Annotated in this window: 20 protein-coding genes and 1 pseudogene; 15 read left to right on the top strand and 6 right to left on the bottom strand. The window is 71.9% G+C overall.

Annotated elements, in window-relative coordinates; genetic code table 11:
- Positions 1-82 precede the first annotated feature (82 nt).
- On the bottom strand, positions 83-727 hold the full coding sequence (locus ACF09K_RS33000) for a hypothetical protein (RefSeq protein WP_392249016.1): 645 nt from the start codon (positions 725-727) through the stop codon (positions 83-85).
- A gap of 732 nt (positions 728-1,459) precedes the next feature.
- Between ACF09K_RS33000 and ACF09K_RS32995 the strand changes: the two genes are divergently transcribed.
- Entirely contained in the window at positions 1,460-2,134 is a 675-nt protein-coding gene (locus tag ACF09K_RS32995) for a formylglycine-generating enzyme family protein (RefSeq protein WP_392249015.1), read from the top strand.
- A 154-nt stretch (positions 2,135-2,288) separates the two neighbouring features.
- Here the strand turns inward: ACF09K_RS32995 and ACF09K_RS32990 are convergent, their stop codons facing one another.
- The 4 genes and pseudogenes from ACF09K_RS32990 to ACF09K_RS32975 form a co-directional block, all read right to left on the bottom strand.
- Positions 2,289-2,714, bottom strand: a complete 426-nt coding sequence (locus ACF09K_RS32990) for a hypothetical protein (protein ID WP_392249014.1) — start codon at positions 2,712-2,714, stop codon at positions 2,289-2,291.
- Between the two features lie 294 nt (positions 2,715-3,008).
- Positions 3,009-3,125: pseudogene (locus tag ACF09K_RS32985) on the bottom strand (IS5/IS1182 family transposase); the annotation flags it as partial.
- Positions 3,126-3,401: 276 nt separating this feature from the next.
- Positions 3,402-4,001 (bottom strand): NAD(P)H-dependent oxidoreductase, encoded by a 600-nt coding sequence (locus ACF09K_RS32980; RefSeq protein WP_392249013.1) that lies wholly within the window; start codon positions 3,999-4,001, stop codon positions 3,402-3,404.
- Between the two features lie 112 nt (positions 4,002-4,113).
- Positions 4,114-4,950 carry an NAD(P)H-binding protein gene (locus ACF09K_RS32975; RefSeq protein WP_392249012.1) on the bottom strand — a complete coding sequence of 279 codons (837 nt, stop codon included), beginning with the start codon at positions 4,948-4,950 and terminating at the stop codon, positions 4,114-4,116.
- Between the two features lie 90 nt (positions 4,951-5,040).
- On the opposite strand from ACF09K_RS32975, the gene ACF09K_RS32970 reads away from it, so the two are divergent.
- The gene (locus tag ACF09K_RS32970) at positions 5,041-6,030 is read left to right on the top strand and encodes an AraC family transcriptional regulator (protein WP_392249011.1); all 990 of its coding nucleotides are present in this window, start codon (positions 5,041-5,043) and stop codon (positions 6,028-6,030) included.
- A gap of 226 nt (positions 6,031-6,256) precedes the next feature.
- A complete protein-coding gene (gene mscL, locus ACF09K_RS32965) occupies positions 6,257-6,700 on the top strand; it encodes a large conductance mechanosensitive channel protein MscL (RefSeq protein ID WP_392249010.1) in 444 nt (147 codons plus the stop codon).
- An 878-nt stretch (positions 6,701-7,578) separates the two neighbouring features.
- Here mscL and ACF09K_RS32960 read toward each other — a convergent pair.
- On the bottom strand, positions 7,579-8,214 hold the full coding sequence (locus tag ACF09K_RS32960) for a ScbR family autoregulator-binding transcription factor (protein ID WP_392249009.1): 636 nt from the start codon (positions 8,212-8,214) through the stop codon (positions 7,579-7,581).
- A gap of 53 nt (positions 8,215-8,267) precedes the next feature.
- Between ACF09K_RS32960 and ACF09K_RS32955 the strand changes: the two genes are divergently transcribed.
- The 12 genes from ACF09K_RS32955 (at position 8,268) to ACF09K_RS32900 (ending at position 23,314) form a co-directional block, all read left to right on the top strand.
- A complete protein-coding gene (locus tag ACF09K_RS32955; RefSeq protein ID WP_392249066.1) occupies positions 8,268-9,401 on the top strand; it encodes a ScbA/BarX family gamma-butyrolactone biosynthesis protein in 1,134 nt (377 codons plus the stop codon).
- Positions 9,398-10,327, top strand: coding sequence for an NAD-dependent epimerase/dehydratase family protein (locus tag ACF09K_RS32950; protein ID WP_392249008.1), 930 nt, complete (start codon positions 9,398-9,400; stop codon positions 10,325-10,327). Before ACF09K_RS32955 ends, ACF09K_RS32950 begins: the two co-directional genes overlap by 4 nt.
- Positions 10,328-10,633: 306 nt before the next feature.
- On the top strand, positions 10,634-11,566 hold the full coding sequence (locus tag ACF09K_RS32945; RefSeq protein ID WP_392249007.1) for a hydroxyacid dehydrogenase: 933 nt from the start codon (positions 10,634-10,636) through the stop codon (positions 11,564-11,566).
- A complete protein-coding gene (locus tag ACF09K_RS32940; protein WP_392249006.1) occupies positions 11,556-13,043 on the top strand; it encodes a M20/M25/M40 family metallo-hydrolase in 1,488 nt (495 codons plus the stop codon). Before ACF09K_RS32945 ends, ACF09K_RS32940 begins: the two co-directional genes overlap by 11 nt.
- Complete coding sequence (gene sbnA / locus ACF09K_RS32935) at positions 13,040-14,020, top strand: 2,3-diaminopropionate biosynthesis protein SbnA (RefSeq protein WP_392249005.1); 981 nt, start codon at positions 13,040-13,042, stop codon at positions 14,018-14,020. Before ACF09K_RS32940 ends, sbnA begins: the two co-directional genes overlap by 4 nt.
- A gap of 53 nt (positions 14,021-14,073) precedes the next feature.
- Positions 14,074-15,081, top strand: a complete 1,008-nt coding sequence (sbnB, locus tag ACF09K_RS32930; RefSeq protein WP_392249004.1) for a 2,3-diaminopropionate biosynthesis protein SbnB — start codon at positions 14,074-14,076, stop codon at positions 15,079-15,081.
- A 38-nt stretch (positions 15,082-15,119) separates the two neighbouring features.
- Positions 15,120-16,382 carry a hypothetical protein gene (locus tag ACF09K_RS32925; protein ID WP_392249003.1) on the top strand — a complete coding sequence of 421 codons (1,263 nt, stop codon included), beginning with the start codon at positions 15,120-15,122 and terminating at the stop codon, positions 16,380-16,382.
- A 3-nt stretch (positions 16,383-16,385) separates the two neighbouring features.
- Entirely contained in the window at positions 16,386-18,188 is a 1,803-nt protein-coding gene (gene asnB, locus ACF09K_RS32920) for an asparagine synthase (glutamine-hydrolyzing) (protein WP_392249002.1), read from the top strand.
- 71 nt (positions 18,189-18,259) lie between these two features.
- On the top strand, positions 18,260-19,258 hold the full coding sequence (locus tag ACF09K_RS32915; RefSeq protein WP_392249001.1) for an aspartyl/asparaginyl beta-hydroxylase domain-containing protein: 999 nt from the start codon (positions 18,260-18,262) through the stop codon (positions 19,256-19,258).
- Positions 19,259-19,314: 56 nt separating this feature from the next.
- Complete coding sequence (locus tag ACF09K_RS32910; RefSeq protein ID WP_392249000.1) at positions 19,315-20,691, top strand: acetyl-CoA carboxylase biotin carboxylase subunit family protein; 1,377 nt, start codon at positions 19,315-19,317, stop codon at positions 20,689-20,691.
- The gene (locus ACF09K_RS32905) at positions 20,688-21,980 is read left to right on the top strand and encodes a DUF1116 domain-containing protein (RefSeq protein ID WP_392248999.1); all 1,293 of its coding nucleotides are present in this window, start codon (positions 20,688-20,690) and stop codon (positions 21,978-21,980) included. The genes ACF09K_RS32910 and ACF09K_RS32905 overlap by 4 nt, the downstream gene beginning before the upstream one ends.
- Before the next feature lie 116 nt (positions 21,981-22,096).
- Positions 22,097-23,314 (top strand): MFS transporter, encoded by a 1,218-nt coding sequence (locus ACF09K_RS32900; RefSeq protein WP_392248998.1) that lies wholly within the window; start codon positions 22,097-22,099, stop codon positions 23,312-23,314.
- The last annotated feature ends 40 nt before the right edge of the window (positions 23,315-23,354 follow it).

Genomic DNA, 23,354 nt, shown 5'->3' with positions numbered 1-23,354 from the left:
ACACGTCGAGCGGCCGGGCGAGCCCGGCCGGCAGCGGCTGCCCGGCAGTGCCCCGGCCCTGCCTGCGCCGCAGGCCAGGGCCTCAGGCCGCGGTCGGGTCGGTGTGGCCGGGCGACTGCTGCCCCGGGCGCAGGAACCGCTGGGCGCCCTGTGCGTCGCGTACCGCGAGGAACCCCGCGTCCGTGAGTCGCTGTGCGATCTTCTCGCGGCGGATCGCGCCCACCTTGAACGCCGCGGTGAAGAGCAGCGCGACCGCCCCGCCGGAGGCGACCGCTTCGACCGGCGAGCTGTCGATGAGCAGGAGGAGGGTCAGGACCGCGCAGGCGAGGTAGCCCAGTACCTTCTGGTTCCGGTCGGCGACGTACTGGGCCATGACGTCGAAGGTGACGAGGTCCTTCAGCACGGCCACCGCGCCGACCGCTTCGGGAAGTGGCTTCAGCGAGCCCCGCTCCAGCCCCGGCACCGTGCCGCCGTTGCCCGCCTGCGGATGGGCGGCGATGGTGGCCGCCTCGCGGACGCGCGCGTCGGGCCGCGGGTCCCGGTACATCCGGACCTGCACGAGCGAGTTCTTGAAGCCGGTCCTGTACGCCATGCCGTACGTGTAGCCGTACTGCTCCGCCACGTACGCCAGGGCGGCCGCCTTCGGAGTGGAGCCCTGGGGGGCGATCTCGACGACGTCCTGCTGACGGGCGATCTGCCGGAGCATCCCCGCCACGTGACGTTCCACGGACATCCTGTTCCCCGCCCCCTGAGCCCCCGCGCCCGGGGCCGACCGGCGCACAGCTTAGTACTCCCGTGGCAGTCTGCTGTCTGGCCTGGTCAGAGGTGCCGTCGGTAGTGCAGTTGGCTGATGGGGCGTCAGGAATGGTCTTGCCGGACCGTCCCTCCGACCAAGGCGCTCGGCAGCCGCGGCATCACGGTCAACTCCGTGGCCCCCGGCATCATCGACACCGACATGAACACCTTCCTCCCGGCCGTCTCCGAGCAGACATCCGGTTGCGCCACCCCATCGGCGGGACTTCGAACTCCACACAGCACCGGCCGCTGACGAAGACCCCGAGGCGACGCCGGCCGAACTGGAACCCCTGCTCCACGCGTGAGCGCCCCAGCGTCCGGCGCGCACAGCTGATGAGACCAAGTCGTCGAACCCCTCACCGGCCTCGTGCCGGACGAGCCGCTGCCGAAGCCGCTCGAACGCCCACCGGTCCCGCTCCCACACCACCAGCTCGCCGTCCGTGCGAGCTGTTCCAGGTGTCTCATGAGCGGGTGCCGGCCCGCACCAGCTCGCCTCCGGCCAGATCGTAGGCATCCAACGTTGATCGATTGCCGCTGAAGGATGATCGATGACTGTCTGTGTCAGTGAGTGAAGGATGACCACTTGCAGATTCGTGCCGGCCAAGGACAACCGTGGGTGGCTCTGTCGTCTCGCAATCGCAGGTCTCGTTAGGATCTCCTGATCATGGACGTGATGACGGGGAACGAGATGATCGCCATCCCGCCGGGGCAGGTGACGCTGTCGGACCGGCGGACACGGCGCAGTTGGTCGGTCGAGCTTGTGCCCTACCAGCTCGCGGCATTCCCGGTCACCCAGGCGTTGTACGCACAGATCACAGGCCGGCGGCCGAGTGCCACCCCTGGGGACCGGCTGCCCGTCGAGTGCGTCTCCTGGTGGGACGCGACGCGGTTCTGCAACGCCCTGTCCCAGTGCGCCGGCCTCACGCCCGCGTACCACATCCGTGCCGAGACCGAAGACATCGAGTGGGACACGTCCGCCGACGGGTATCGACTGCCGACCGAAGCCGAGTGGGAGCACGCCTGCCGTGCCGGGACGACCGGGCCGCGCTACGGGGATCTCGACGAGATCGGCTGGTACCGCGGAAACTCGCACGAGCGCATCCACGAGGTGGGCGGCAAACGCCCCAACCCGTGGGGACTTCACGACATGCTCGGCAACGTCTGGGACTGGTGCTGGGACGTCTACGACGCCGAGGTCTATGGCACCTACCGGGTGCTCCGTGGCGGTGGCTGGTTCGATGAGCACTGGAGCTGCCGGGCCTCCGCGCGGCGCCGCAGCCACCCGACTTTCCAGGTCGACGACGTGGGATTCCGCGTCGCGCGTTCCGTCGTGCGTTGATCCACGTCCTGTGCGGCCCGGCCCTTGCCGTCTGCCGGATCAACTCGGTGCCCAGGAGGCCACTGCCGCCGATGACCAAGACCGTCATGACGCGACCCGGTAGACCGTCCCGGCGGCGGTCGAGTACCTGCATGGACTGGTGGGTTGATGTACGTCAATGCTGCCGGGCCTTCAGCGCCAGGTGCTGGAGCGCGGCGAAGCCGGCCACCGTCAGCGCCTGCAGCACCGTCCACACGGCGCCCGTCGCGGTCGGCGACAACCAGAGCGCGAGAGCAAGGCAACTGACGGCCGCCCAGGCGAGGTTGGCCTCGATCACCACGCGCACGGGCAGGGCGGCCGGGCGGGCACGGGAGGCGAGCAGGCCGACGCCGGCGGCGTACGCCGCGAGGAACGCGCCGAGGGCGAGCAGCAGGTCCGGGGCGACGCCGAGGAGACGGCCGAGCGGGCCGGAGGCGGTGAGGTAGGCCAGGCCGTTGGCGCCGGTGACCACGGCGTCCAGGGCGAGGAAGCGGCGCAGCGCGGTGTGCGGCTCGGCGGTGCGGGCAAGGGCGGTGAGCGCGGTGGGCTGGGTGGCGGACATGAGGAATCACCCTCCGTTGAGGTAGGGACGTGGCCTGGGCGACGGGTTTTGGGACCGGAGTGCGCCGGCCCGGAACCCGTTGCCACCACGATCCCGTCCGTGAGGGGGCAGGGTCGATTACTCCTGGGGTAATGCACGGCGTGCGCGCTCCCCGGCGGGGATCGCGGGGCCTGCCCGGCGGATCTCGCCGGACAGGCCCCGGTCCCGGGGAGGGCTCAGCGCTTCAGTGCCGGTGGCCTCCCGGACGGGCCGGGCGGTTTCCCGCATGGCAGCAATGCGCGCTGAGCGTTGATCAGCGCGCTGGGACGGGCGGAGCTTGCAGAGCCGACCGCTTCTACGGGGGGCGATGAGCAGGGTGACCCACTCCACGAGCGGGTGAGGCAGGTCGAGTGCGGCAGGACGGATGGCCAACGAGGCTCCTGAGGAGCGTGGTTGAGACGTCGGACACCTCGACCGACTGCTCCGGGCCTCGTTCGTTGCGCTTGGCGGGTATCACCTGGTCGGGGCTTCACTCGGAGAAGCCCAGTGATCCGCCGACGGCTGCGGCTGAGTTCGTGTGGGGGGCGACGGTGTGGCGGCTGCTGGAACGGCACGGTCCTGATCGATGGCTGCCTCACCGCCACAGGTCTGGGTGCCAACGCATCGACCCCACCCTGAAAACCTCAGTGGAAGGGCGTCTGAACTGCCTCATTCCGTCAGGTGGGCATGGATGGCCTCGCTGATGGTCCGCACCGCACGGTCAACACTTCGTACCGTGGTCTCGGGGGAGAGCTGTTCGGATGCGTAGAGGAACGCTGTGGAGCCGCGCCGGCTGCCGCAGTAGTCGATGATGCCGTGCTGGATCTGCGTCCGTAGTGCCTTCTCGTATCCGTGGCGCTCGTACGTACCGGAGTCGTCGCCGGCGATGGGGAGAAGATGGGTGGTGAGGTTCTGCAGTTTCGGCCGTAGGCCCGAAGCGGGGGAGTGCTCAAAGGCCCAGCCGTTGACGAAGACACGGTCGATCCACCCCTTCAGCAGTGCGGGCATCGACCACCAGTACACGGGGAAGACCAGTACGAGATCGGTGGCACGCTCAAGACGACGCTGCTCGGCCACGACGTCGGCCGGATGGCTGCCGCCCTCGTGGTACGCCTGACGATCCGCCGGAGTGAACCGGGGGTCGAAGTTCTCCTTGGCCAGGTCGGCGATCTCGACCGATCCGGGAGGAAGCGCTGCCTCGAGTCTGCCCAGCACGAAATGCGTCAGGGACCGGGGGTCCGGGTTGGCGGCGACCAGCAAGGTGTGCATCGGTGGTTCCCATCACGTGAAGAGCGGACGTTCACAGAGGCGAGGAGGTGCGGGACGGCGCTCGGGCTCCTTCTCGAAGGGGTCCGCCACGCCGGAGCGGCCGTTGGGGGACTCAGCGTCGCCAGGCTCCCGCCGCCACGGCCCGCAGGACGAAGTCCTCGAAGGTCCGCGGTGCGCGTCCCAGTACGGTGGCGACGTCGTGCGTCGTCCCGGCGAGCGTGCCGCGCTCCAGCAGCACGAACATCTCGGTGAGGAGATGGGCTTCGTCCTCGCTCCAGCCTTCCTGGACCAATGCCGCCGTGTACTCGGCCGGGGAGATCTGTCGGTAGGCGATGGGAAGCCCGGACGCCCGGGAGATCAGCTCGACGGCCTCCGCCCAGGTCAGCCCGCGCGGCCCCGTCAGCTCGTAGACCCGGCCGGCGTGCCGGCCGGGCTCGGACAGCACCGTGGCCGCGACGTCGGCGACGTCCTCGACGTCGATGAACGGCTCGGGCACCGTACCCGCCGGAAGAGCCAGCTCGCCGGCGGCCAGCGGGGCGTGGAAGGGAGGCCCGTCGAAGTTCTGGGCAAAGTTCGCGGCGCGCAGAACGGTCCATTCCAGCGTCGAACCGCGCACGGCTTCCTCGGCCGAGCGCATGTCCAGCCCGAACGCGGAGCCGCCCCAGTCGTCGGCGCCGTGGCCGGAGAGCAGGACCAGGCGCCGCACGCCGGCAGCCTCGGCCCGCGCCACGAAATCGTGCACTGGACCGGGCACGGTCGGGGGCACCACGTAGACGGTGGTGACGCTCTGCAGAACCTGGTCCCAGTCGGCGGGGCGGAACCAGTCGAACGGGGTCTGGCTGGAACGGGAGGCGGTGCGCAGGCGCGTGCCGCGCAGCCGCAACCGGGCGGCGACCCGCCGGCCGGTGTTGCCCGTCGCACCGAGGACCACAGTGGTGTCGTTGCTCATGACGGCGATTCAACGACACGGATGCGGACGTATCCATAGGTGATGAGCCGAATCACCTGGTTGATCGTCCAGCTTGGCTAGTCTTGCACGATGGATGCCTTCGGTGACCTCCTGCGCGGGGTGCGGGCTCAGGGCTCGTTGTTCGGCAGCTCGACCCTGGCCCCGCCCTGGGCGCTGCATTTCGTGGACGGCGCACCGCTGACGTTGTGCACCGTCCTGTCCGGAGGCGGCTGGATCGTGCCGGAGCACCGCCCGCCCGAACCTCTGCGCGTCGGCGAGACATTGATCGTGCGGGGTCCGGCGCCGTTCCTCTTCGTCGACGAGGTGGGCACCCGGGCGGAGCCCGTCGCGTGCGGCGCGTTCTGCTCGACGCCCGAGCAGGGCGGGACCCGGCACCGGCTCGGCTGGTACGAGACCCACGACGGAGGCGACGGCGTGACGACGCTGGTCGTCGGCGCCTACCCGGTGCGCGGCGAGATCAGCCGCAGACTGCTGGACGCGCTGCCCGTGGTACTGCGCGTGGGGTCCGACGGCGGGCCCGACCCCGTGTGGGAACACCTCGCCGCCGAGGTCGCCACCGATGCACCGGGCCAACAGGTCGTCCTCGACCGGCTGCTGGACTGGATGCTGGTGTGCGCGCTGCGCGCGTACTTCGACCGGCCCGACAGCCATCCTCCGGGCTGGTACTCCGCCGGGCGGGACCCGGTGGTCGGCGGCGCGCTGCGGCTGCTGCACGGCGAGCCGGCGGCGCCGTGGACGATCTCCTCACTGGCCGAGCGCACCGGGGTGTCGCGCTCCACGCTGGCCAAGCGGTTCACCGACCTGGTCGGCGAGCCGCCACTGACCTACCTCGCCCACTGGCGCATGACGCTCGCGGCGGACCTGCTGACCGAGCGCGAAACGGCGACTGTCGCGGAGATCGCCCGCACCGTGGGCTACTCCGACCCGTTCGCGTTCAGCGCGGCCTTCAAACGGATCCGCGGCGTCAGCCCCAGCGCGTACCGCAACGCCGCCACAGCCCCGCACCAGCAGCACCTCGGCACACCTGGTGGGCCCACCACCCCGGTTCAGGCCGGCTGACCCGCCTGGTTGACCGGGGGTGCCTCTCTGTCCTTCGGCAAGCAAGGCGAGGCGTTCGGTGTCCGCGGACGTGCCCCGCCGTCCTCGCCGGTTTCGGCCCACCGGAGCGCCGGCGCCCGCTTTCCGCAGGCGTCGGTGAGGCGCGCCCGGGCACCTGGGGAGGAGACGGGCCGGCCGCACCTCGGGTCCCGTCCGTCGGCGTCGATGAGTTCCAAGGAGTGAGAAGGTGAAGGGTTTCCGCAGCTTCATTTTGCGCGGCAACGTGGTCGACCTGGCTGTCGGTATCGTCATCGGGGCGGCGTTCACCGCCGTGGTCAACGGTTTCGTGAGTGCCTTCCTGACTCCGCTGGTCGGGCTGGCCACCGGCGTCACGGGCGACATGGGCCACAAGACCTTCACCGTGGGCGCCACCGAGTTTCCCTACGGCGCCTTCGTCAACGCGGCGATCAGTTTCCTCCTCCTCGCCTCCGCCCTGTACTTCCTGGTCGTGCTGCCGATCAACAAGCTGCACGAACGCCTCGCCCCGCACCACGACGTCCAGGCACCCAAGCGGGACTGCCCCGAATGCCTCAGCCCCGTTCCCGCCCAGGCCCGACGCTGCGCCTCCTGCACCGTCCCCCTGCCCGCCGTGCCCGCCCAGGCAGGGGAGACGACCCAGCGCGCCGGCTGACCGCGGCCGTACTCAGCCGGACACTCCGGGAGCGCGCCCGGGCCTGCGGCAGGGGAGGAACGTCGGGCTGCACAGGCTGTCGGGATGCCTTCCGGGGGAGCGGCGGGGTGCGGCGGCCCGCGCACGCGCCTGCTCGGCGATCGCACGGGCCCGCGGGGCGTCACCGTCCCCGGTGCGAGGCCTGTCGTGCTCGAGGCGGGGCCGGCCAGGCGGCCCCGATGCCCGGAAACCGGCGGCCGGGAGCCCGGCGGGGGCAGGGCCCTGGCGGAGGCCGCCCGGGAGGCGGCCGAGGTCCAGGCCGAAACGGTCCGCCCGGCGCGGCCCGCGCCGAGGCGCTCGGCGGCACCACGACCAGCGACTCGCCGGCCTGCTCGGATGCAGGGCCCGGATGCGCCACAGCGCACCCCGGCACCGAGGCGGCAACCTGGGCCGGCCGGGCATCCCGGCGACTTGTCACGGACCGTCTGATGCGCATGCCTTGTCACGGCGTTGTCACGTTGTTGGGTGCGTGACTGTCTGATGGTGCGTCGGAGCGTGTCGGGGCCCGGTTCGGGGCCTGTGCTCAGGCCGTGGTGGGCCGCGCCGCAGGAACGCAGCCTGTCGGTGATCACCACCCGCGGCACCGCACCGGTCCTCCAACGTGACAGTGCCCGCCGAGATGGCCATCCGCTTCGCCGTCCGGGACCAGGTCACCGGCGCGGTCGGCCGGTCCACCACGGCCTGACCCGAAACTGCCACCCGGCCCCATCACCCGACACACACTCACACACTCGACGACGTGACAGCGCCGTCCCGAGTGTTCCGCAGCAGGAAGCCGGCGTGATGTCACCCGGGCCGGACACCAACCGGTGCCCGGCAGCGGCGGCTGCGCCGGGCGGTCAGGCCTCGTCGGGGAGGCCGAGTTCGGGAGAACCGGTCGGCAGCATCGTGCGCGCGGCCTCCGGGGCCGCGATACCGGGGAGGATCTGCTCCCACCAGCGAGCCAGGCGCTCGTGGAGGTCACGCCGGTCGCACATGACGTGGGAGAGCATCTGGATGCCGGTGAAGGAGCCCACCACGCTCGCCGCCACGTCCTCGGGAGCCAACTCCGGCTTCAGTTCGCCGGCGCCCTGGGCACGGGCCAGTTCGCGCCCGAAGGTGCGCAACCACCAGTTGTAGAGGTCGGAGTCGTTCGCCTGGAAGGTCCCCCGCTCCACCGTGAGCCGTATGCTCGCCCGGAACAGGACATCCGTGCGTAGCCGGCGGGCCAGCTCGTGGGTGAGGTCGATGACCTGCTGCATGGGTGACGCGGGCCGGCTGCGGATCTCGACCGGGATCTCGGTCTGCGCCGCCATCACCCCGCGTGCGATCTCCTCCTTGGACGCGAAATGGAAGTACATGGCCCCCTTGGTGACGCCGCTGCGCTCCTGGATCTCGTTGATGCTCGCCGCCGCATAGCCCCGTTCGTCGAAGACCTGGGCCGCCCCGACGAGGAGTTTCCGTCGCGTCTCGATCGCTCGTTCCTGTCGGGCCATTGCGTGACACCTTCGTTTCCGCGTCATGTCGGACCCATGAAGAGCCCGATGAAGTGCAGCCAAAACAAACCAGACGTTGGGTATTATATGGCTCCGCAAGCTGTATCGCGATCATTTGTGCCCGGAGGGCCGAGTGGCGGCTTCCGGGAAGCAGTACAGACAGGAGCCGTGTGACATGCCGGTCGACCTCTCCCTCCGTTCCGTCCCCACCGCTCGCACCCCCCCCGCCCGCCGACGAACACTTACGCCCCCTCTCCTTCGAACAGACGGCACCGCGCGATCTCGTCCACCGGTGGGCCGTCGGCGAGGTGCTGCTCACCGACTGGATACGCCTCGGCCCGCACCGCTTCAAGGTGGGAGCGCAGTGGCCGCGCGGCCACAACTTCTACGGCCCGGTCGGCGGCTTCTGGCACGACCCGCTGCTGGCCGCCGAAAGCATCCGGCAGGCGTCCTCTCTGGTCAGCCATGTCTTCTACGACCTGCCCCGGGACCATCCGACCCTGATGACGGACCTCAGTTTCACCCTCTGCCCCGATGCCCTGCGCCTCGGCCCCCGGCCGGTCGACGTCGAGCTGACCATCGAGGGCACCGGCGTGAAGCTGCACGGTGGCCGTCTGGCCGGGATGACGATGGAGGTGGGGCTCGCACGGGGCGACGTGGCCCTGGGCCACGGCCGGATGACGTTCAACTGCATGCGGCGCTCGGTCTACCGGCGGCTGCGGGGCTCGTACGCCGAGATCCCCGTCAGCCTGCCCGACCAGCCCGCGCCCCTGCCTCCGTGCCAGGTCGGCCGCACCACCGAGGCCGACGTGGTCCTCGGCCTCTCGCCGGCCGGTCACGACCAGGCTCATCCCGACGAGGGCGTCTGGCCGCTGTGCGTCAACTGGGCGCACCCCACTCTCTTCGACCACCCCACCGACCATGTCCCCGGGATGCTCCTGCTGGAGGCCGCACGGCAGGCGGCACACCGCCTCGCGGGTCCCGGCACGGTTCTGACGCCCATGATGGCCGGCCGGTTCCACCGGTACGTGGAGTTCGACAGCCCCTGCCTGGTGCGCGCCCGGCTGCTCACCACCGGCACCGGCGGCAGGGAGGTCCAGGTGGCCGCCGAACAGAACGGCGCCATCGCCTACGAATGCCTGCTCACCGCCCACCGCGTGCCCCTGTCTTCGAGGGGCGAACGGTGAACAGACCGCGTGTCCTGGTCACCGGCGGGTCCGGGTTCATCGGCGGCACGGTCGTCCCGCTCCTGCGGTCCGCGGGGGTGCGGGTGCGCGTGCTGGCCCACCTGCGGTCCCCGGCGGCGGGACCGCGGGTCGAGGTCGTAGAAGGCGACCTCACCGACCCCGCCACCCTGCGCGGCATCTGCCGCGACGTGGACTGCGTGCTGCACCTCGCCTCGTACATCGGCAAGGACGAGGAGCGGTGTGAGGCGGTGAACGTCGACGGCACCCGCCACCTGGTGACCGAGGCCGGCCGGGCGGGGGTGGGCGGGCTCGTGCAGTTGAGCACCGCGGCCGTGTACGGCGACGGGCCGTTCCGCGGGACGACCGAGGGTGCGGTGGAGCCGCGCCCCGTCTCGCCGACCAGCCGCAGCCGCCTGGCCGGCGAGCGGTTCGTGCTGGGAGCGGGCGGCGCGGTCCTGCGCCCGTACCTCGTCTACGGCCGGGGGGACGAGTGGGTGATGCCGGCTCTGCTGCGGACGGTGCGCGCCCTGCGCTCCGGGCTGCCCGAGGGCGGGTCGGCGCTGCTGTCGCTCACGGAAGTGAGCAGTCTCGCCACGACCCTGGCGCGGATGGCCGTGACCTCACCGTCGCGGCGTGCGACCGGCGTCCTCCATGCCTGTCCGGCCCAACCGGTCAGTCTGCGGGAGCTGGTCGTGGCCGCGCACCGGCACCTCGGTTTCCCGCTCGTGGAAGGCGACCAGCCGTTCGACCGAGCGAGACAGGAATTGATCGCCGCCGGGTGTGACGGTCATCTCCTGGACCTGTTCGGGATCGATCACTGGTTCGACGCGACCCGGCTGCGCACGGCGGCCGGCCACGCGCCGGACATCGACCTCCCCGCGGGCCTGGCGGCCCACGCCGCCTGGTACCGCGAGCAGTTGTCCTGACACGCGCGGGCCGCGGTGCTGCCCCGTATGCCCGGGGTCGGCGCCCGCCCGCGCCATGGCGGTCCCGTCCGACCCGGGCGTGACGGGAGCGCCCGGGTCGGAGCCGGGCCCGCTCGCGCTCCGGTTCGCCCCGGCCTTCGCCGTGCGCCCCGCTGGTGCCTGCCCGGACCACAGCCGACCGGAGTGACGCAGAACACACGAAAGGCGACTTCCCAGAAACAAAACCAAACGTTAGGGTTTCGATGAAACAAACCAAACGTTTGGCTTTTACTCTTGCGGCCTCGACGCTTCCTCAAGGAGAGATCCGTGCCCTCACCGATCGTGATCGTGAGTGACGCACTGCCCGGTGACACCCTCGCGGCCCTCCGCACCGCATGCGATGTCCGGCACGTCGACGGCCGGGACCGCCCGGCCCTGCTCGCAGCCATGTCCGACGCGGACGCCCTGATCGTCCGCAGCGGCACACGGGTCGACGCCGAGATCCTCGACCGGGCACCCCGGCTCCGACTCGTCGCCCGCGCCGGCGTCGGTCTCGACAACGTGGACACCACCACCGCCCGAGCGCGCGGCATCGCCGTGGTCAACGCCCCCGACTCCAACACCGTGAGCGTCGCCGAACTCACCGTCGGGCTCATCGTCGCCTCGATGCGCCACATCACCGCCGCGGCCCGTTCCCTGCGGGACGGCGAATGGCGCCGGTCCGACTTCGCCGGGGTGGAACTGGCCGGCCGGACCCTGGGCATCGTCGGCTACGGCCGCATCGGCCGACAGGTCGCGCGCCGACTGGCCGCCTTCGACATGCGCATCCTGGTGCACGACCCGTACGCGGACACAGTCGGCGACGACGTACGCGCCACCGGGCTGGACGAACTCCTGGCCGCGAGCGACGTCGTCACCCTCCACCTGCCGAAGACCCCCGCGACCACGGGACTCGTCGGCGCCCGCGAACTGGCCCTGATGAAGCCCACCGCGCTCCTCGTCAACACCGCCCGCGGCGGCATCGTCGACGAGACCGCCCTGGCCCGGGCGCTGCGCGACGGAGAACTGGCCGGCGCGGCGCTGGACGTGTTCGCCACCGAACCCCCGGCACACTCACCGCTGCTGGCCCTGCCCAACGTGCTCGCCCTCCCGCACCTGGGCGCCGGCACGCGCGACGCCCAGCTGCGCGCCGCACAGGACGTCGTCCGCAAGGTCCTCGAGGAACTGGCTCCGCTCCTCACCCCCGTTCGTGCCGCCTGAGCGACCGCACCCGCATGCCGGAGACCACCATGTCTGCTCCCCCTTGGCCGCGACCGTGCGCTCCGCGATGACCAGGGCACGCGACGATCTCGCCGAACTGGTCGCGCTGCGCACCGTCGTCGGGGTCTCACCCCCCGACCAGTTCCGTCGCGCGGCCCGCCACATCGCCGCCCTGCTCACGGACGCCGGCTTCCCCGAAATCCGACTGCTCCCCACCGACGAGGGCACAGAGACGGTCTACGCCCGCTGCCCCGGCCCGCCCGGCGCGCCCTCCGTGGTGCTCTACGCGCACTACGACGTCGTCTCCGCCCAGGACGAGACCGCCTGGCGCACTCCGCCGTTCGAACTGACCGAGCGCGACGGACGCTGGTACGGCCGTGGCAGCGCCGACTGCAAGGGCAACGTCGTCATGCACCTCACCGCGCTGCGCGCCCTGCGGGCAGCCCTGCCCGACGAACCCTTTCCGGCCCTCGACCTGGTGGTCCTCGTCGACGGCAGCGAGGAACCCGGGGACGGCAGCTTGGAGAAACTGCTGCGCGCCCACCCCGACCTCCTCGCACCGGACGCCGTCATCGTCGCCGACACCGGGAACGTGGCCCCGGGCGTCCCGACCCTGACCACGTCCCTGCGCGGCATGGCCGTCGTGGAGATCACGCTCACCACGCTGTCCAGGACTTTGCACTCGGGCCAGTTCGGCGGACCCACCCCCGACGCGATGACCGCCCTGATCCGTCTGCTGGCCACCCTGCACGACAGCCGGGGCGTGCCCCGCGTGCCTCGCCCGGACGTCGCCGGGACGGCCGCGGCCCGGAGCGGTGCGGACCACGCCGGGTACGCCGAGGCGGACTTCCGCGCCGACGCCGGCGTTCTGGACGGTGTCGAGCTCATCGGTGCCGGCTCCATCGCCGACCGGTTGTGGACCTTGCCCTCCGTCACGGTGCTCGCCGTGCAGTCGCCGCCCCTGGACGACGCGGTGCCGGCGCTGCTGCCGTCGGCGAAGGCACTGATCAGTGTTCGGACCCCGCCGGGGGAGGACGTCCTGCGGGTGCACGAGGCGCTCGCCGGCCATCTGCGGGGGAGGGCCCCCTGGGGCGCGCACCTGGACATCCGGCGCGTCACCAGTGGTCCGTCCTTCCTCGCGGACACCGACGGAACCGCGCACGCCGTGATGCGCGGCGCCATGCGGGACGCCTTCGGTGTCCCGGCCCGCGAAGTGGGTGCCGGTGGCTCCATCGCCGTTTGCTCCGCCTTCCGCACGCTCTACCCCGACGCCGAGATCATCCTGTGCGGCGTCGAGGACCCGCCGTCGAACATCCACGGCACCGACGAGAGCGTGAGCCCGGGGGAGATCGCCTCTCTGGCCCACGCCGAAGCCCTCTTCCTGCGCCGCCTGGCCGCGCTGCGGACGAATCCGCGCGGCAGGGACGACGACGGCGCCACCCGCCCTGCGTCCACCGGTCAGCGGGAGGACCGATGATCTACCAGCGCGCCTGCGACATCGTCACCGACGACGTCTTCCTGGAACTGAACGGCATCCTGTCCGGCAGCAGCCTCTTCCTGAAACTGGAGGGGATGAACCCGGCCGGATCGGTGAAACTCAAGTCCGCGCTCGGCATGGTGGAGGACGCCGAAAGCAGGGGAGTGCTCTGGCCCGGCGGCCGGATCGTGGAGTCCTCCTCCGGCAGCCTCGGCATCGCCCTGGCTGTCATCGCCGCCGCTCGCGGATACCACTTCACCTGCGTGACCGACCCCAACATCTCCCCCCAGAGCCTGGCCCTCGTCCGCGCCCTGGGAGCCGAGGTCGTCCAGGTCACCCGTCGCGACCGCAACGGCGGCTACCTGGGCACCCGGATCGCCCACATCCACCGGATGATCGAGGCCGATCCCGGCCTGGTGTGGCTCAACCAGTACGCCAACCCCGCAAACGCCCAGGCGCACGCGCGCCGGACCGCCACGTCGATCCTGAAGAACATCGGTCACGTCGACGTCCTGGTCGTCGGCGCGGGCACCACCGGCACCCTCATGGGCTGCACCCGGCACTTCCGTGCCTTCTCGCCCTGGACCAGGATCGTGGCGGTGGACACCACCGGGTCCGTCACCTTCGGCGGCCCGCCCGGCTTGCGCCACATCCCCGGCCTCGGCACCAGCCGCCGCCCCGAGCTGTGCCGGCCCGACCAAGTGGACGAGGTGGTCCTCGTCGACGAACCCGACGCCGTCCGCATGTGCCGGCGTCTGGCCCGGGGACACGGACTGCCGGCCGGCGGCTCCACCGGGTCCGTTCTCGCGGCCCTGGAGTCGATGGCCGACCGCATCCCCGCAGGCTCGCGTGTCGTGGCGCTCTCCCCGGACATGGGCGACCGCTACGTGAAGACGATCTACGACGACATGTGGGTGGCCGACACCTTCGGCAGCGACGTCCTGGGCGGCTCCGGCACGCACCCCGTCGCCGTATGACCGGCCCCCGGCCCACCCGCTCCGACGCGCAACGAGAAGAAGGGGACACCCGCATGTTCGACTTCCACGTGGTGGGCGGCACCGCCCTGCGCACCCTCATCGACGTCTCCCGCCCCGACATCGTCGAGACGGTCCGCTCCGCCTACCTCACCCACGACGCCGGCGACTCGGTCAACCCGAACAGCTACTTCCTGCGCTTCCCGGAGAAGCCGGACGCCCGCATCATCGCGTTGCCCGCCCACCTCGGCGGCGACTACGGCGTCTCCGGCCTCAAATGGATCGCCAGCTACCCCCGCAACATCGAGCGGAACATCCCGCGCGCCTCCGCCGCACTGCTCCTCAACGACCACGAGACGGGATACCCCTTCGCCTGCCTGGAGGCGTCCCAGATCAGCTCTGCCCGCACCGCGGCGTCCGCCGTCCTGGGCGCCCAGGAACTCATCGGCGGACGCGCCGCCGAGCGGATAACCCTGGTGGGCGCCGGTGTCATCGCACGTAACATCGCCGAGTTCTTCGCCGCCCAGTCGTGGTCCGTGAACCGCTTCGTCGTCCACGACCGGGAGCCGTCCTACGCCGCCGCCCTCACCCGGCGCGTCACCGGCCTCGGCTACCGTGCCGAACAGGAAGACTCCTTCGAACGGGCCACTGCCGACGCCGACATCGTCGTCTTCGCCACCACCGCGCCGAAGCCCTGGGTCACCCGCACCGACGCCTTCGCCGCCGGCCAGACCGTGCTCAACATCTCCTTGCGGGACCTCGGTCCGGAACTCATCGCCGGGGCGCAGAACATCCTCGACGACATCGACCACTGCCTGACCGCCGACACCTCGCCGCACCTGGCCGAACAGCAACTGGGCCACCGGGACTTCATCGACGGGACCCTCGCGCAGGTCCTGCGCGGCACGGTCACGCCCGCCACCGACCGGCCGAGGATCTTCTCGCCCTTCGGGCTCGGCGTCCTGGACCTCGCGGTGGGACAGCGCCTCTACCGGCAGGCCGTCGAGAAAGGCCTCGCGGTGCCTGTCCCGGGGTTCTTCGGCGAGACACAGCGCTGGAACTGACGCCCGCGCACACCCCGCCCGCCCGACGAAAGGCCCCCATGCCGCACACCACCATCACCACCCCGGCCCACGCCCCCGCCCGCGCGGCGGAGCTCGCCGCGCTCGCGACCGGTCACACCCAGCGCTTCCCCTGGTACCGCGACCTGCTCCTGCGCCGCGGCACCCCGGGCTCCGGAGACCTGTCCGACCTCCCTCTCCTCGGCACCGACCTGCTCAGCGCGCACTACTACACGGCGGACCACCCGCACCTGCCGGACGCCTCCGCCTACCACACCTCGGGTACCTCCGGCGGCCGGCGCAAGCGCATCCTCTACTCGCCCGCCGACGAGGACGCCTATGTGGCCCAGCGCCGGCAGCTCTTCGGGGAGTTCACCAGGTCCGTACCGCGCGGCGCCGTCGCGGTCGCCGACCTCGGCACCGGCCATGCCGCGGCCTCCGCGAGGCGCGTCTTCTCGGAACTCGGCTTCGCCGCCCACGACATCGACTTCACCCGGCCCGTGGATGAGCACGTGGCGAAGCTCAACGCGTGGCGCCCCGACGTGTTCTTCACGATGCCGATGATCCTCGACCGGCTGCTGCAGGCCCGACCCGGCCTGAACATCCGGCCACGGAAGATCATGGTCGTGGGCGACGTCGCGCCCCCCGCCTGGCGCGCTCACGTGGCCGAACGGTTCGGCCTGCGCCCCGAGGACGTGCTCGACGTGTTCGGCTCCATCGAGATCGGCGCCATCGCGTACTGGTGCGCGCAGACCGGCCTCTACCACTTCCACGACCACATCCTCCCCGAGGTCGTGCCTGCGCGGGAGCTGGCCCGCCTCACCGCGGACGACTGGGTCCCGTCCCATCAGGAGGGCAGCGGGGCGCTGCTGCTCACCTCCCTCACCCGGAGCTACTTCCCCGCCGTGCGCTACGTGACCGGCGACGCCGTCACCGGTCTGCGCCGCATACGCCACGACGGTCGCGAGGTGTTCGCGTTCGAGCGCATCGACGGGCGCCTGGCCGGCGACTTCAAGCACGGCGAGCGCATCAGCAACCACGACCTCGTCCAGATCATGGCCGAGGTCTTCCCCGGCCGCCCCTTCGAAGCAGTCGATGACGACGGCCTGGTCATCCGGGTCGTCACCGACACCGTCGGTGACGACCAGCTCGCCGCGGTCCGCTCGGCCGTCGACCGGCAGGCCCCGGACGTCGCGCAGATGATCGCGTCGGGCCTGGTCGGACCGGTCCGCGTGACCGCCGTCCCGCCGGGCGGGCTGCGGTCCGGCCACGCCAAGCGCCGTCTCGACCTGAGGGAGGGCTGACCGGTGTGCGGCATAGCCGGATCGGTGTCCCTGGGACACGCTCCCGTCCACGTCCCCTACGCGTCGGCGGCCTGCGCCGCCATGGCGCACCGAGGCCCCGACGAGACCGGGTCCTTCGTCACGGCCAGGGCAGCCCTGGCGATGTGCCGGCTGAAGGTCATCGGCCTGCACGACGGCTCCCAGCCCGTCTTCAGCGACGACGGCAGCGTCGTGTGCGTCCTCAACGGAGAGATCTACAACCACCAGGAGCTGCGCGCCTTCCTCGCTTCCCGCGGCCGTCCCGTGCGCGGCGGCAGCGACGCGCAGGTACTGCCGCACCTCTATCAGGAACTGGGCGAGGACTTCGTCGAGCGGCTGCACGGCATGTTCGCGGTCGCCGTGTACGACACTCGCCGCGACCGGTTCGTCCTGGCCACCGACCGGGTGGGCAAGAAACCGCTGTTCTACGCGACGCCCGCCGACGGGACGGTGGCGTTCGCCTCGGAGCTGCCCGCGCTGATGCTCCACCCCGGCATCGGCCGGGACATCGATCCGGTCGCCGTCGACCAGTACCTGAGCTACCGGGTGGTCCCCGCACCGCACACCGTCTACCGCCAGGTGCGCAAGCTGGAACCGGCGACGGTCCTCGTCTTCGAGGCAGGCCGGCCCGAACGCCGGAGCACCTACTGGAAGTTCGCCTTCACCGCCGAGCTGACGGATACCCCGCAGGCCGAGCTCGACGACCGCATCGACGCGCTGCTCCAGCAGGCCGTGCAGGACCGGCTGGAGTCGGAGGTGCCGCTCGGCGCGATGCTCAGCGGCGGGCTCGACTCCAGCCTGGTGGTCGCCATGGCCACCCGGCAGCTGGGACGGCCCGTCCACACGTTCTCCGTCGGGTTCGAGCACGCCGCGTTCGACGAGTCGGCCCACGCCCGGGCCGTGGCCGAGCACTGCGGCACCCGACACCACGTGTACCGGATCGGCGCCGGGGACGCGAAGGAGGCCGTCGACACCATCCTCACCCACATGGGGGAGCCCTACGCGTTCCCGTCCGCGATCGCGGCGTCCTGTATGTACCGGCTGGCCAAACAGCACGTCACGGTGGTGCTGACCGGCGACGGCTCCGACGAGATCTTCTGCGGATACGGCCGCTACCGGCGCCTGCGCGACCTCCCGGCCGGCGGAGACCTCGCCGACCGCTACGAACGCATCCTCGTGGACGGCGTGCCCCACGCACTGAAGGACCGGCTGTACACGGCCGGCTTCGCCGCCCGGATCCCCGGGCACCCGCACAACCACCTGCGGGCCCGCTTCGACCGCACGGACCCCTCGGTTCCCGACCTGGACCGCGTGATGCAGGTCGACAGCGGGTTCTGGCTGTCCGACGCGCAGCTGGTGAAGATCGACCGGATGTCAATGGCGCACTCGGTCGAACCCCGCAGCCCGCTGCTCGACCACCGGCTCATCGACTACGTCACCCGCATCCCCGCGGCCCGCAAGCTCGTCGGTGCGCAGGAGAAGGCCCCGCTCAAGCGCGTGGCCGCCCGGTACCTGCCCCGACAGATCCTGGAGCGCCGCAAGCAGGAGCTGGCCGTCCCCCTGGAGAGCTGGCTCGGCACCGTGCTGCGCGCCACCATCACCGACACGCTGCTGTCCGAAGCCTCCCTGGAGCGCGGTTACTTCCGCCCGGACGCGCTGCGCTCCGTGGTCCGGGAGTTCCGCCCCGAGCACAGCTACGCGCTGTGGACGCTCTACATGCTGGAGCGCTGGCACCGGCTCCAGGAGGACAGCACGGCCCGCGAGGCGGCCGCCGTCGCCCACGCCTGAGCACCGGCGCTCCCCGCGGACCTGCACATCACCCGTCCGTCCGTATTCGACACCCGCGAAGGACGTCATCCATGTCATCCTCCACTTCGCTCGTCAGCACCCCGCCCATGCCGGCCGAAGGCGTCCGGCTCAAGCCCTCCTTCGACGCCGGCCGCCTGCTGCGCGAACTCACCTCCCTGCGCGAGCACACCTGGGACCAGCAGCGCGTCTACACCGAGGACGGCGTCGGCGCCGCCACCGAGGTCGACTGGCGGTGCCTGGCCCTGCGCAGCCCCGGCGGCGACGGCGACCGCACGGACCCGGGCGGCCCCGGCCCGCGGGACTTCGCGGACACCGTGTGGCTCGACCGCATCCCCTACGTCCGTGAGGTCCTGGACTCCATCCCCGCCCCGCTGCACGCCGTGCGGTTCATGGCGCTCGGCCCCGACACCGTCGGCATCGACCACACCGACCCCAAGTACGGGCCCCGCTGGGGCGTGGGCCGACTGCACGTGCCCGTCGTGACCAACCCCGGCGCCGTCCTCGTCCTCGACGGAGTGGAGCACCGCTGGCAGCCCGGGGAGTTCTGGTTCGGCGACTTCAGCCGCCTCCACCGCGTGCAGAACACCGGGACCGAGGCCCGCGTGCACCTGGTCATCGACGTTCTCGTCACCCCCGGCCTGGCCGCACTGTTCCCGGAGAACTGGCAGAAGTACTTCCGCGACGGCGAGGTGCTCTTCAACCGCCAGGAATGCCCGCAGACCCCGGACGAACGGGGCCGGCTGGGCACCCGCTTCCCCGTCCCCGCCACGTTCCACCTGTGGGAGGACGACACGCCCCTCTCCGCCGATCTGCCGCAGATCACGGCGACGCTGGCCGAGGACGGCGACCGGATGACGCTCCGGCTGCCCGGCGACCGTGTCTTCGCGCTGGTGCACCTCGGCGACAACGAGTACCGGCTCGCCGGCTGGAGCGAGGAGCGCACGCTCCAGGTCTTCCCCGACGGCCCGGACCCCAAGGTCGTCCTGCGGACCCGTGAGGGCAGCCAGGTCCACGAGCTGACCGTGAGCGCTGAGCGCCTCGCCGCCTGAGCCACCACCGTGCGGGGCGCGGCACGCCCGCGCCCCGCACCCGACCGAGGGAAGCCATGACCACCTTCCGCGACAGCGGCGCGCGGTCCGCAGCGGACGCCGCCGCCCCCCACCGGCCCGCCGTCATCGTCATCACCGACCTGGTCGTCATCGCCAAGCACCTGCGCCTGCTGGACACGGCCGGACGGCGCGGGGTGACACCGCTGTTCGTCTTCGGACCCGAGACACCCGGCGACGAACTCGCCCGGCACCGCCGCGACCCGCGCCATCCGCTCTCCCGCCTCGCCGACGAGGACCTGCGGCACGTCGCCGACACCTCGCTCGACACCCTGCTGCGCGCCGTGGCGCCCTGGCTGCGCGACCGCCCGGTGCGCGCGGTGCTGAACGTCGGCGAGGTGTTCGTGGAGGCCGCCGGTGCCCTCGCCCAGAGCCTCGGACTGCCCGGCCCCGGCGCGCACGCTGCCCGGGTCTGCCGCAACAAGCTGCTCCAGAGGCTCGCCGCCCCCGCCCTGGCGCCGCGCTGGATGCTGCTGGACCCGGCCCGCCCCCCGGCGGCAGACGGCTGGGACACCTATCCCGCCGTGCTCAAGCCGGCCTCACGCATGTCCAGTTCGGGCGTGCGCGCGGTCGCCGGACCGGATGCCGTCCCCCCACTGCTGCCTGACTACGGTCCCGACGAACTGCTCCTGCTGGAGGAACGGATCACTGGCCGCGAGTTCTCCGTGGAGACGCTGGTCCGCGACGGTGCCGTGCTCTGGACGGGCATCACGGCCAAGGACACCAACGAGTCCGCCACGTCGTTCTTCACGGAGACCGGTCACACCTCCCCCGCGCCGCACCTCACCCCGGCGCAGGAGAAGCTGCTGTTCGACGCCAACGCGGAGTTCCTGCGCGCCGTCCGGTTCGGCACCGGCATGAGCCATGCCGAGTTTCGGCTGACCGCCGAGGACCGGGTGGTGCTGATGGAGGCCGCCGCGCGACCGCCCGGCGACGCCATCACCCGCCTGTGGCGCCTGGCCACCGGCATGGACCTGGACGCCGCCCTGCTGGACCTCGCGCTCGGCACCGAGCCGTCCACCGCGCCGCCGCGCCGCCGGGCCCGGCAGGTCTACCTCGACCATCCCCGGGGCCTGCTGGCGGACGTGACCGCCGAGGACGTACCGGTCCACTGGGTCGGCGAACGGGGCCGGTGGCCCGACCTGCCGCCGCTCGCGGGAGACGCTCCGGCCCGGGCCCATGCGGTCCTGGTGAGCCGCAGCCGCGGCGACCTCCTCGGCGACCTGTCGGACTCCCGGGGCAGGTCGGTCTCCGTCGTCCTGGACGCCCCCCTCGGCTCCGACCTGGGCCCCACCACGCAGGACGCCACCGCCCGCGTGACGATCCATGCCGTGCAACCGTCACCCGCCGAGACGTCCGAGGAGGCCCTACGATGACCGGCCGTCCCACCACCGCCACCGCGCACCACGACGCCGGGCGCGCGGACCGTGACGCGGCCAACGCGCTCGCGGTGGCCCGCCTCACCGCCGCCCGCCCCGTCCTGGAGACCGTCGCCCCCGCGGGCGAGGTCGTCCCCGGCATGACCCCCCGGACGATTCTCGTCTCCGGACCGCCCCTGCCGTGGGAGCGGTACGCGGGTGGCCAGCGCCGGGCCGTCGTCGGCGCCGCGCTCCACGAAGGGCTCGCCCGGGACGAGGACGAGGCCGAGGCGCTGCTCGCCGACGGCACCATCGCGGTGCGCCCCTCGCACGACCATGCGACCGTCGGCTCGCTCACCGGCGTGTGCACCGCGTCGATGCCGGTGGTCGTGGTGCGGGACGAGACGTCCGGCCGGCGCGCGTTCTGCCGCATGAACGAGGGCGCCGACCGGGCCTCGCTGACCTTCGGGGTCTGGGACGCCGGGGTCGGCGCCCGGCTGCGGCACGTCAGCGAGGTCGTCTCGCCCGCCCTTGCCGAGGTCCTGGACCACCTGGGCGGACTCGCGCTCACCCCGGTCGTCCGCCGGGCCCTGGCCATGGGCGACGACCTGCACAGCCGGCACAAGGCAGCCGGGGCGCTGTTCCGGGCCGCGGTGCTGGACGCCGTACTGGACCTGTCGCGCGGCGGGGTCGCGGAGCGCCACAGGGAGCTGGCCGCGTACCTGCGCTCGGCCGAGTACCTCTTCCTGCACCTCGTGATGGCGGCGTGCAAGGCCGCGGCCGACAGCGCCTCCGGCATCCCCGGCAGCACGCTCGTCACCGCGATGAACCTCAACGAGCAGCAGTTCGGCCTGCGGGTCTCCGGTCTCGGCGACCGCTGGCTGACCGCGCCCCTCCCGCCGGTGTCCACGCTGCGCGGCCGACTGTACGACGGCTGGACCACCGACGACCTGGCGTACGTCGGCGGCGAGAGCCTGATCACGGAGACGGTCGGCCTCGGCGGCATGGCCGCTGCGGCTGCCATGCCGCTGCAGGACCACTCCGCCAGCACACCACGGGACATGATCCGCATGACCGAGCGCATGTATCGGATCACCTTGGGTGAACACCCCGATTACCGCATCCCCGCCCTCGCCTACCGGGGCGTGCCGTGCGGCATCGACGCGGCGCGTGTCGCCGAGACCGGCATCGTCCCCGCCATCCACCTCGGCGCGACGCTACGCGAGGGCGGTCACGCCGGCGCCGTCCTCTTCCTGCCCCCGCTCGAACCGTTCCAGCGGGCCGCGGAGCTGCTGTCCGCGCCCTAGGGGGTGTTTCGAAACACCCCCTGGCCGGCCACCACGCCCGCATCCCGCCACCCCCGCGCCATCCGGAGATACCCGTGACACACTCGCCCCCTTCCCCCCGTCAGGGCACGGACACCGTGTCCGCCACCCCCGCCCCGGACGGTGCCGACCGACCGGCCGCATCGCCCGCCCTGCTCGGCCCGGTCCGCAGCTGGCTGGCCGTCGTCGCCGTGGGCATGGGCGTCTTCGCTTTCACCACCACCGAGATGGTCCCGATCGGTCTGCTTCCGGCCATGAGCCGCGACCTGCACGTCTCCGAGGGCACCGTCGGCCTGTCGGTGACCCTGTACGGCGCCATCGCGGGTCTGTTCGCCCCCGTGCTGACCGTCGCGACCCGCCGCATCGACCGCCGGCTGCTGCTCCTGCTGGTGCTCGGCGTCTTCGTCGCGGGCAACGCCTTCACCGCGCTGTCCTCCTCCTACGCCGTCCTGATGGTGTCGCGGCTGCTGACGGGCTTCGCCCACGGAGTGATGTGGTCGATCGCCGCGAGCATCGCCATCCGCCTGGTGCCTCCGGCCCAGGCCGTCCGGGCCACGGCGGTCGTCTTCAGCGGCATCTCCATCGCCTCCGTGGTCGGCGTGCCGTTCGGTACTTTCATCGGCGGCCTGTCCGACTGGCGCACCGCGTTCTGGGCGATCGCCGGGATCGGCGTCGCGATCCTCGCCGCGGCGGCCTTCCTGCTGCCGCCCCTCGCACCGCGCGCCGTGGTGCGGCTGGCCGAGCTGCCCCAGCTGCTGCGGGACGGAAACCTCCGCATCGCCACCCTCGTCACAGCCGCCATGGTCATAGGCCACTTCGCCGCGTACACCTACGTTGCGCCCTTCCTCGAACAGGACGCGGGCATCCCGTCGGGCTGGGTCAGCGGGCTGCTGCTGCTGTACGGCGTGGCCGGGGTCGTCGGCAACTTCGCGGGCGGCGCGGCGGCGGCACGCGCACTGCGCGCCACCACGCTCACCTGCGTCCTCCTGCTTGCCGCGGCCGTCGTCGCACTGGTGGTGAACGGCCGGTGGCATCCCGGCACGGTGATCCTGCTGCTGGTGTGGGGCATCGCGTACACGGCCCTGCCGGTCTGTCTGCAAACCCTCGTCTTCGCCAGCGCCCCGCAGGCCCCGGAGGCCGCGACCTCGTTGTACATCTGCGCGTTCAACATCTCCATCGCGCTGGGTGCGCTGATCGGCGGATGGTTCGTGGACGCGTCCGGCCCTTCCGCGGTGATGTTCCTGGGCGCCGGGTTCAGCGTACTGGCCGCCCTGCTGATGACCCGGTACCGCGTCGCGCGGCCGACACAGCCGTGACCGCTGCCGCACCGGCCGGCATCCCCTTTCCGGAGACTCC

Source organism: Streptomyces sp. NPDC014882 (assembly GCF_043081325.1).
Classification (GTDB): domain Bacteria; phylum Actinomycetota; class Actinomycetes; order Streptomycetales; family Streptomycetaceae; genus Streptomyces.
Note: the sequence above shows the minus strand (reverse complement) of the source record. Positions and strands in the feature narration are given on the sequence as shown.

Coding starts and splice junctions, on each gene's coding strand:
- ACF09K_RS32995 (WP_392249015.1), top strand. CDS start 1,460: ATGGACGTGATGACGGGGAACGAGATGATCGCCATCCCGCCGGGGCAG.
- ACF09K_RS32990 (WP_392249014.1), bottom strand. CDS start 2,714: ATGTCCGCCACCCAGCCCACCGCGCTCACCGCCCTTGCCCGCACCGCC.
- ACF09K_RS32980 (WP_392249013.1), bottom strand. CDS start 4,001: ATGCACACCTTGCTGGTCGCCGCCAACCCGGACCCCCGGTCCCTGACG.
- ACF09K_RS32975 (WP_392249012.1), bottom strand. CDS start 4,950: ATGAGCAACGACACCACTGTGGTCCTCGGTGCGACGGGCAACACCGGC.
- ACF09K_RS32970 (WP_392249011.1), top strand. CDS start 5,041: ATGGATGCCTTCGGTGACCTCCTGCGCGGGGTGCGGGCTCAGGGCTCG.
- ACF09K_RS32960 (WP_392249009.1), bottom strand. CDS start 8,214: ATGGCCCGACAGGAACGAGCGATCGAGACGCGACGGAAACTCCTCGTC.
- sbnA (WP_392249005.1), top strand. CDS start 13,040: ATGATCTACCAGCGCGCCTGCGACATCGTCACCGACGACGTCTTCCTG.
- sbnB (WP_392249004.1), top strand. CDS start 14,074: ATGTTCGACTTCCACGTGGTGGGCGGCACCGCCCTGCGCACCCTCATC.
- ACF09K_RS32925 (WP_392249003.1), top strand. CDS start 15,120: ATGCCGCACACCACCATCACCACCCCGGCCCACGCCCCCGCCCGCGCG.
- ACF09K_RS32915 (WP_392249001.1), top strand. CDS start 18,260: ATGTCATCCTCCACTTCGCTCGTCAGCACCCCGCCCATGCCGGCCGAA.
- ACF09K_RS32910 (WP_392249000.1), top strand. CDS start 19,315: ATGACCACCTTCCGCGACAGCGGCGCGCGGTCCGCAGCGGACGCCGCC.
- ACF09K_RS32905 (WP_392248999.1), top strand. CDS start 20,688: ATGACCGGCCGTCCCACCACCGCCACCGCGCACCACGACGCCGGGCGC.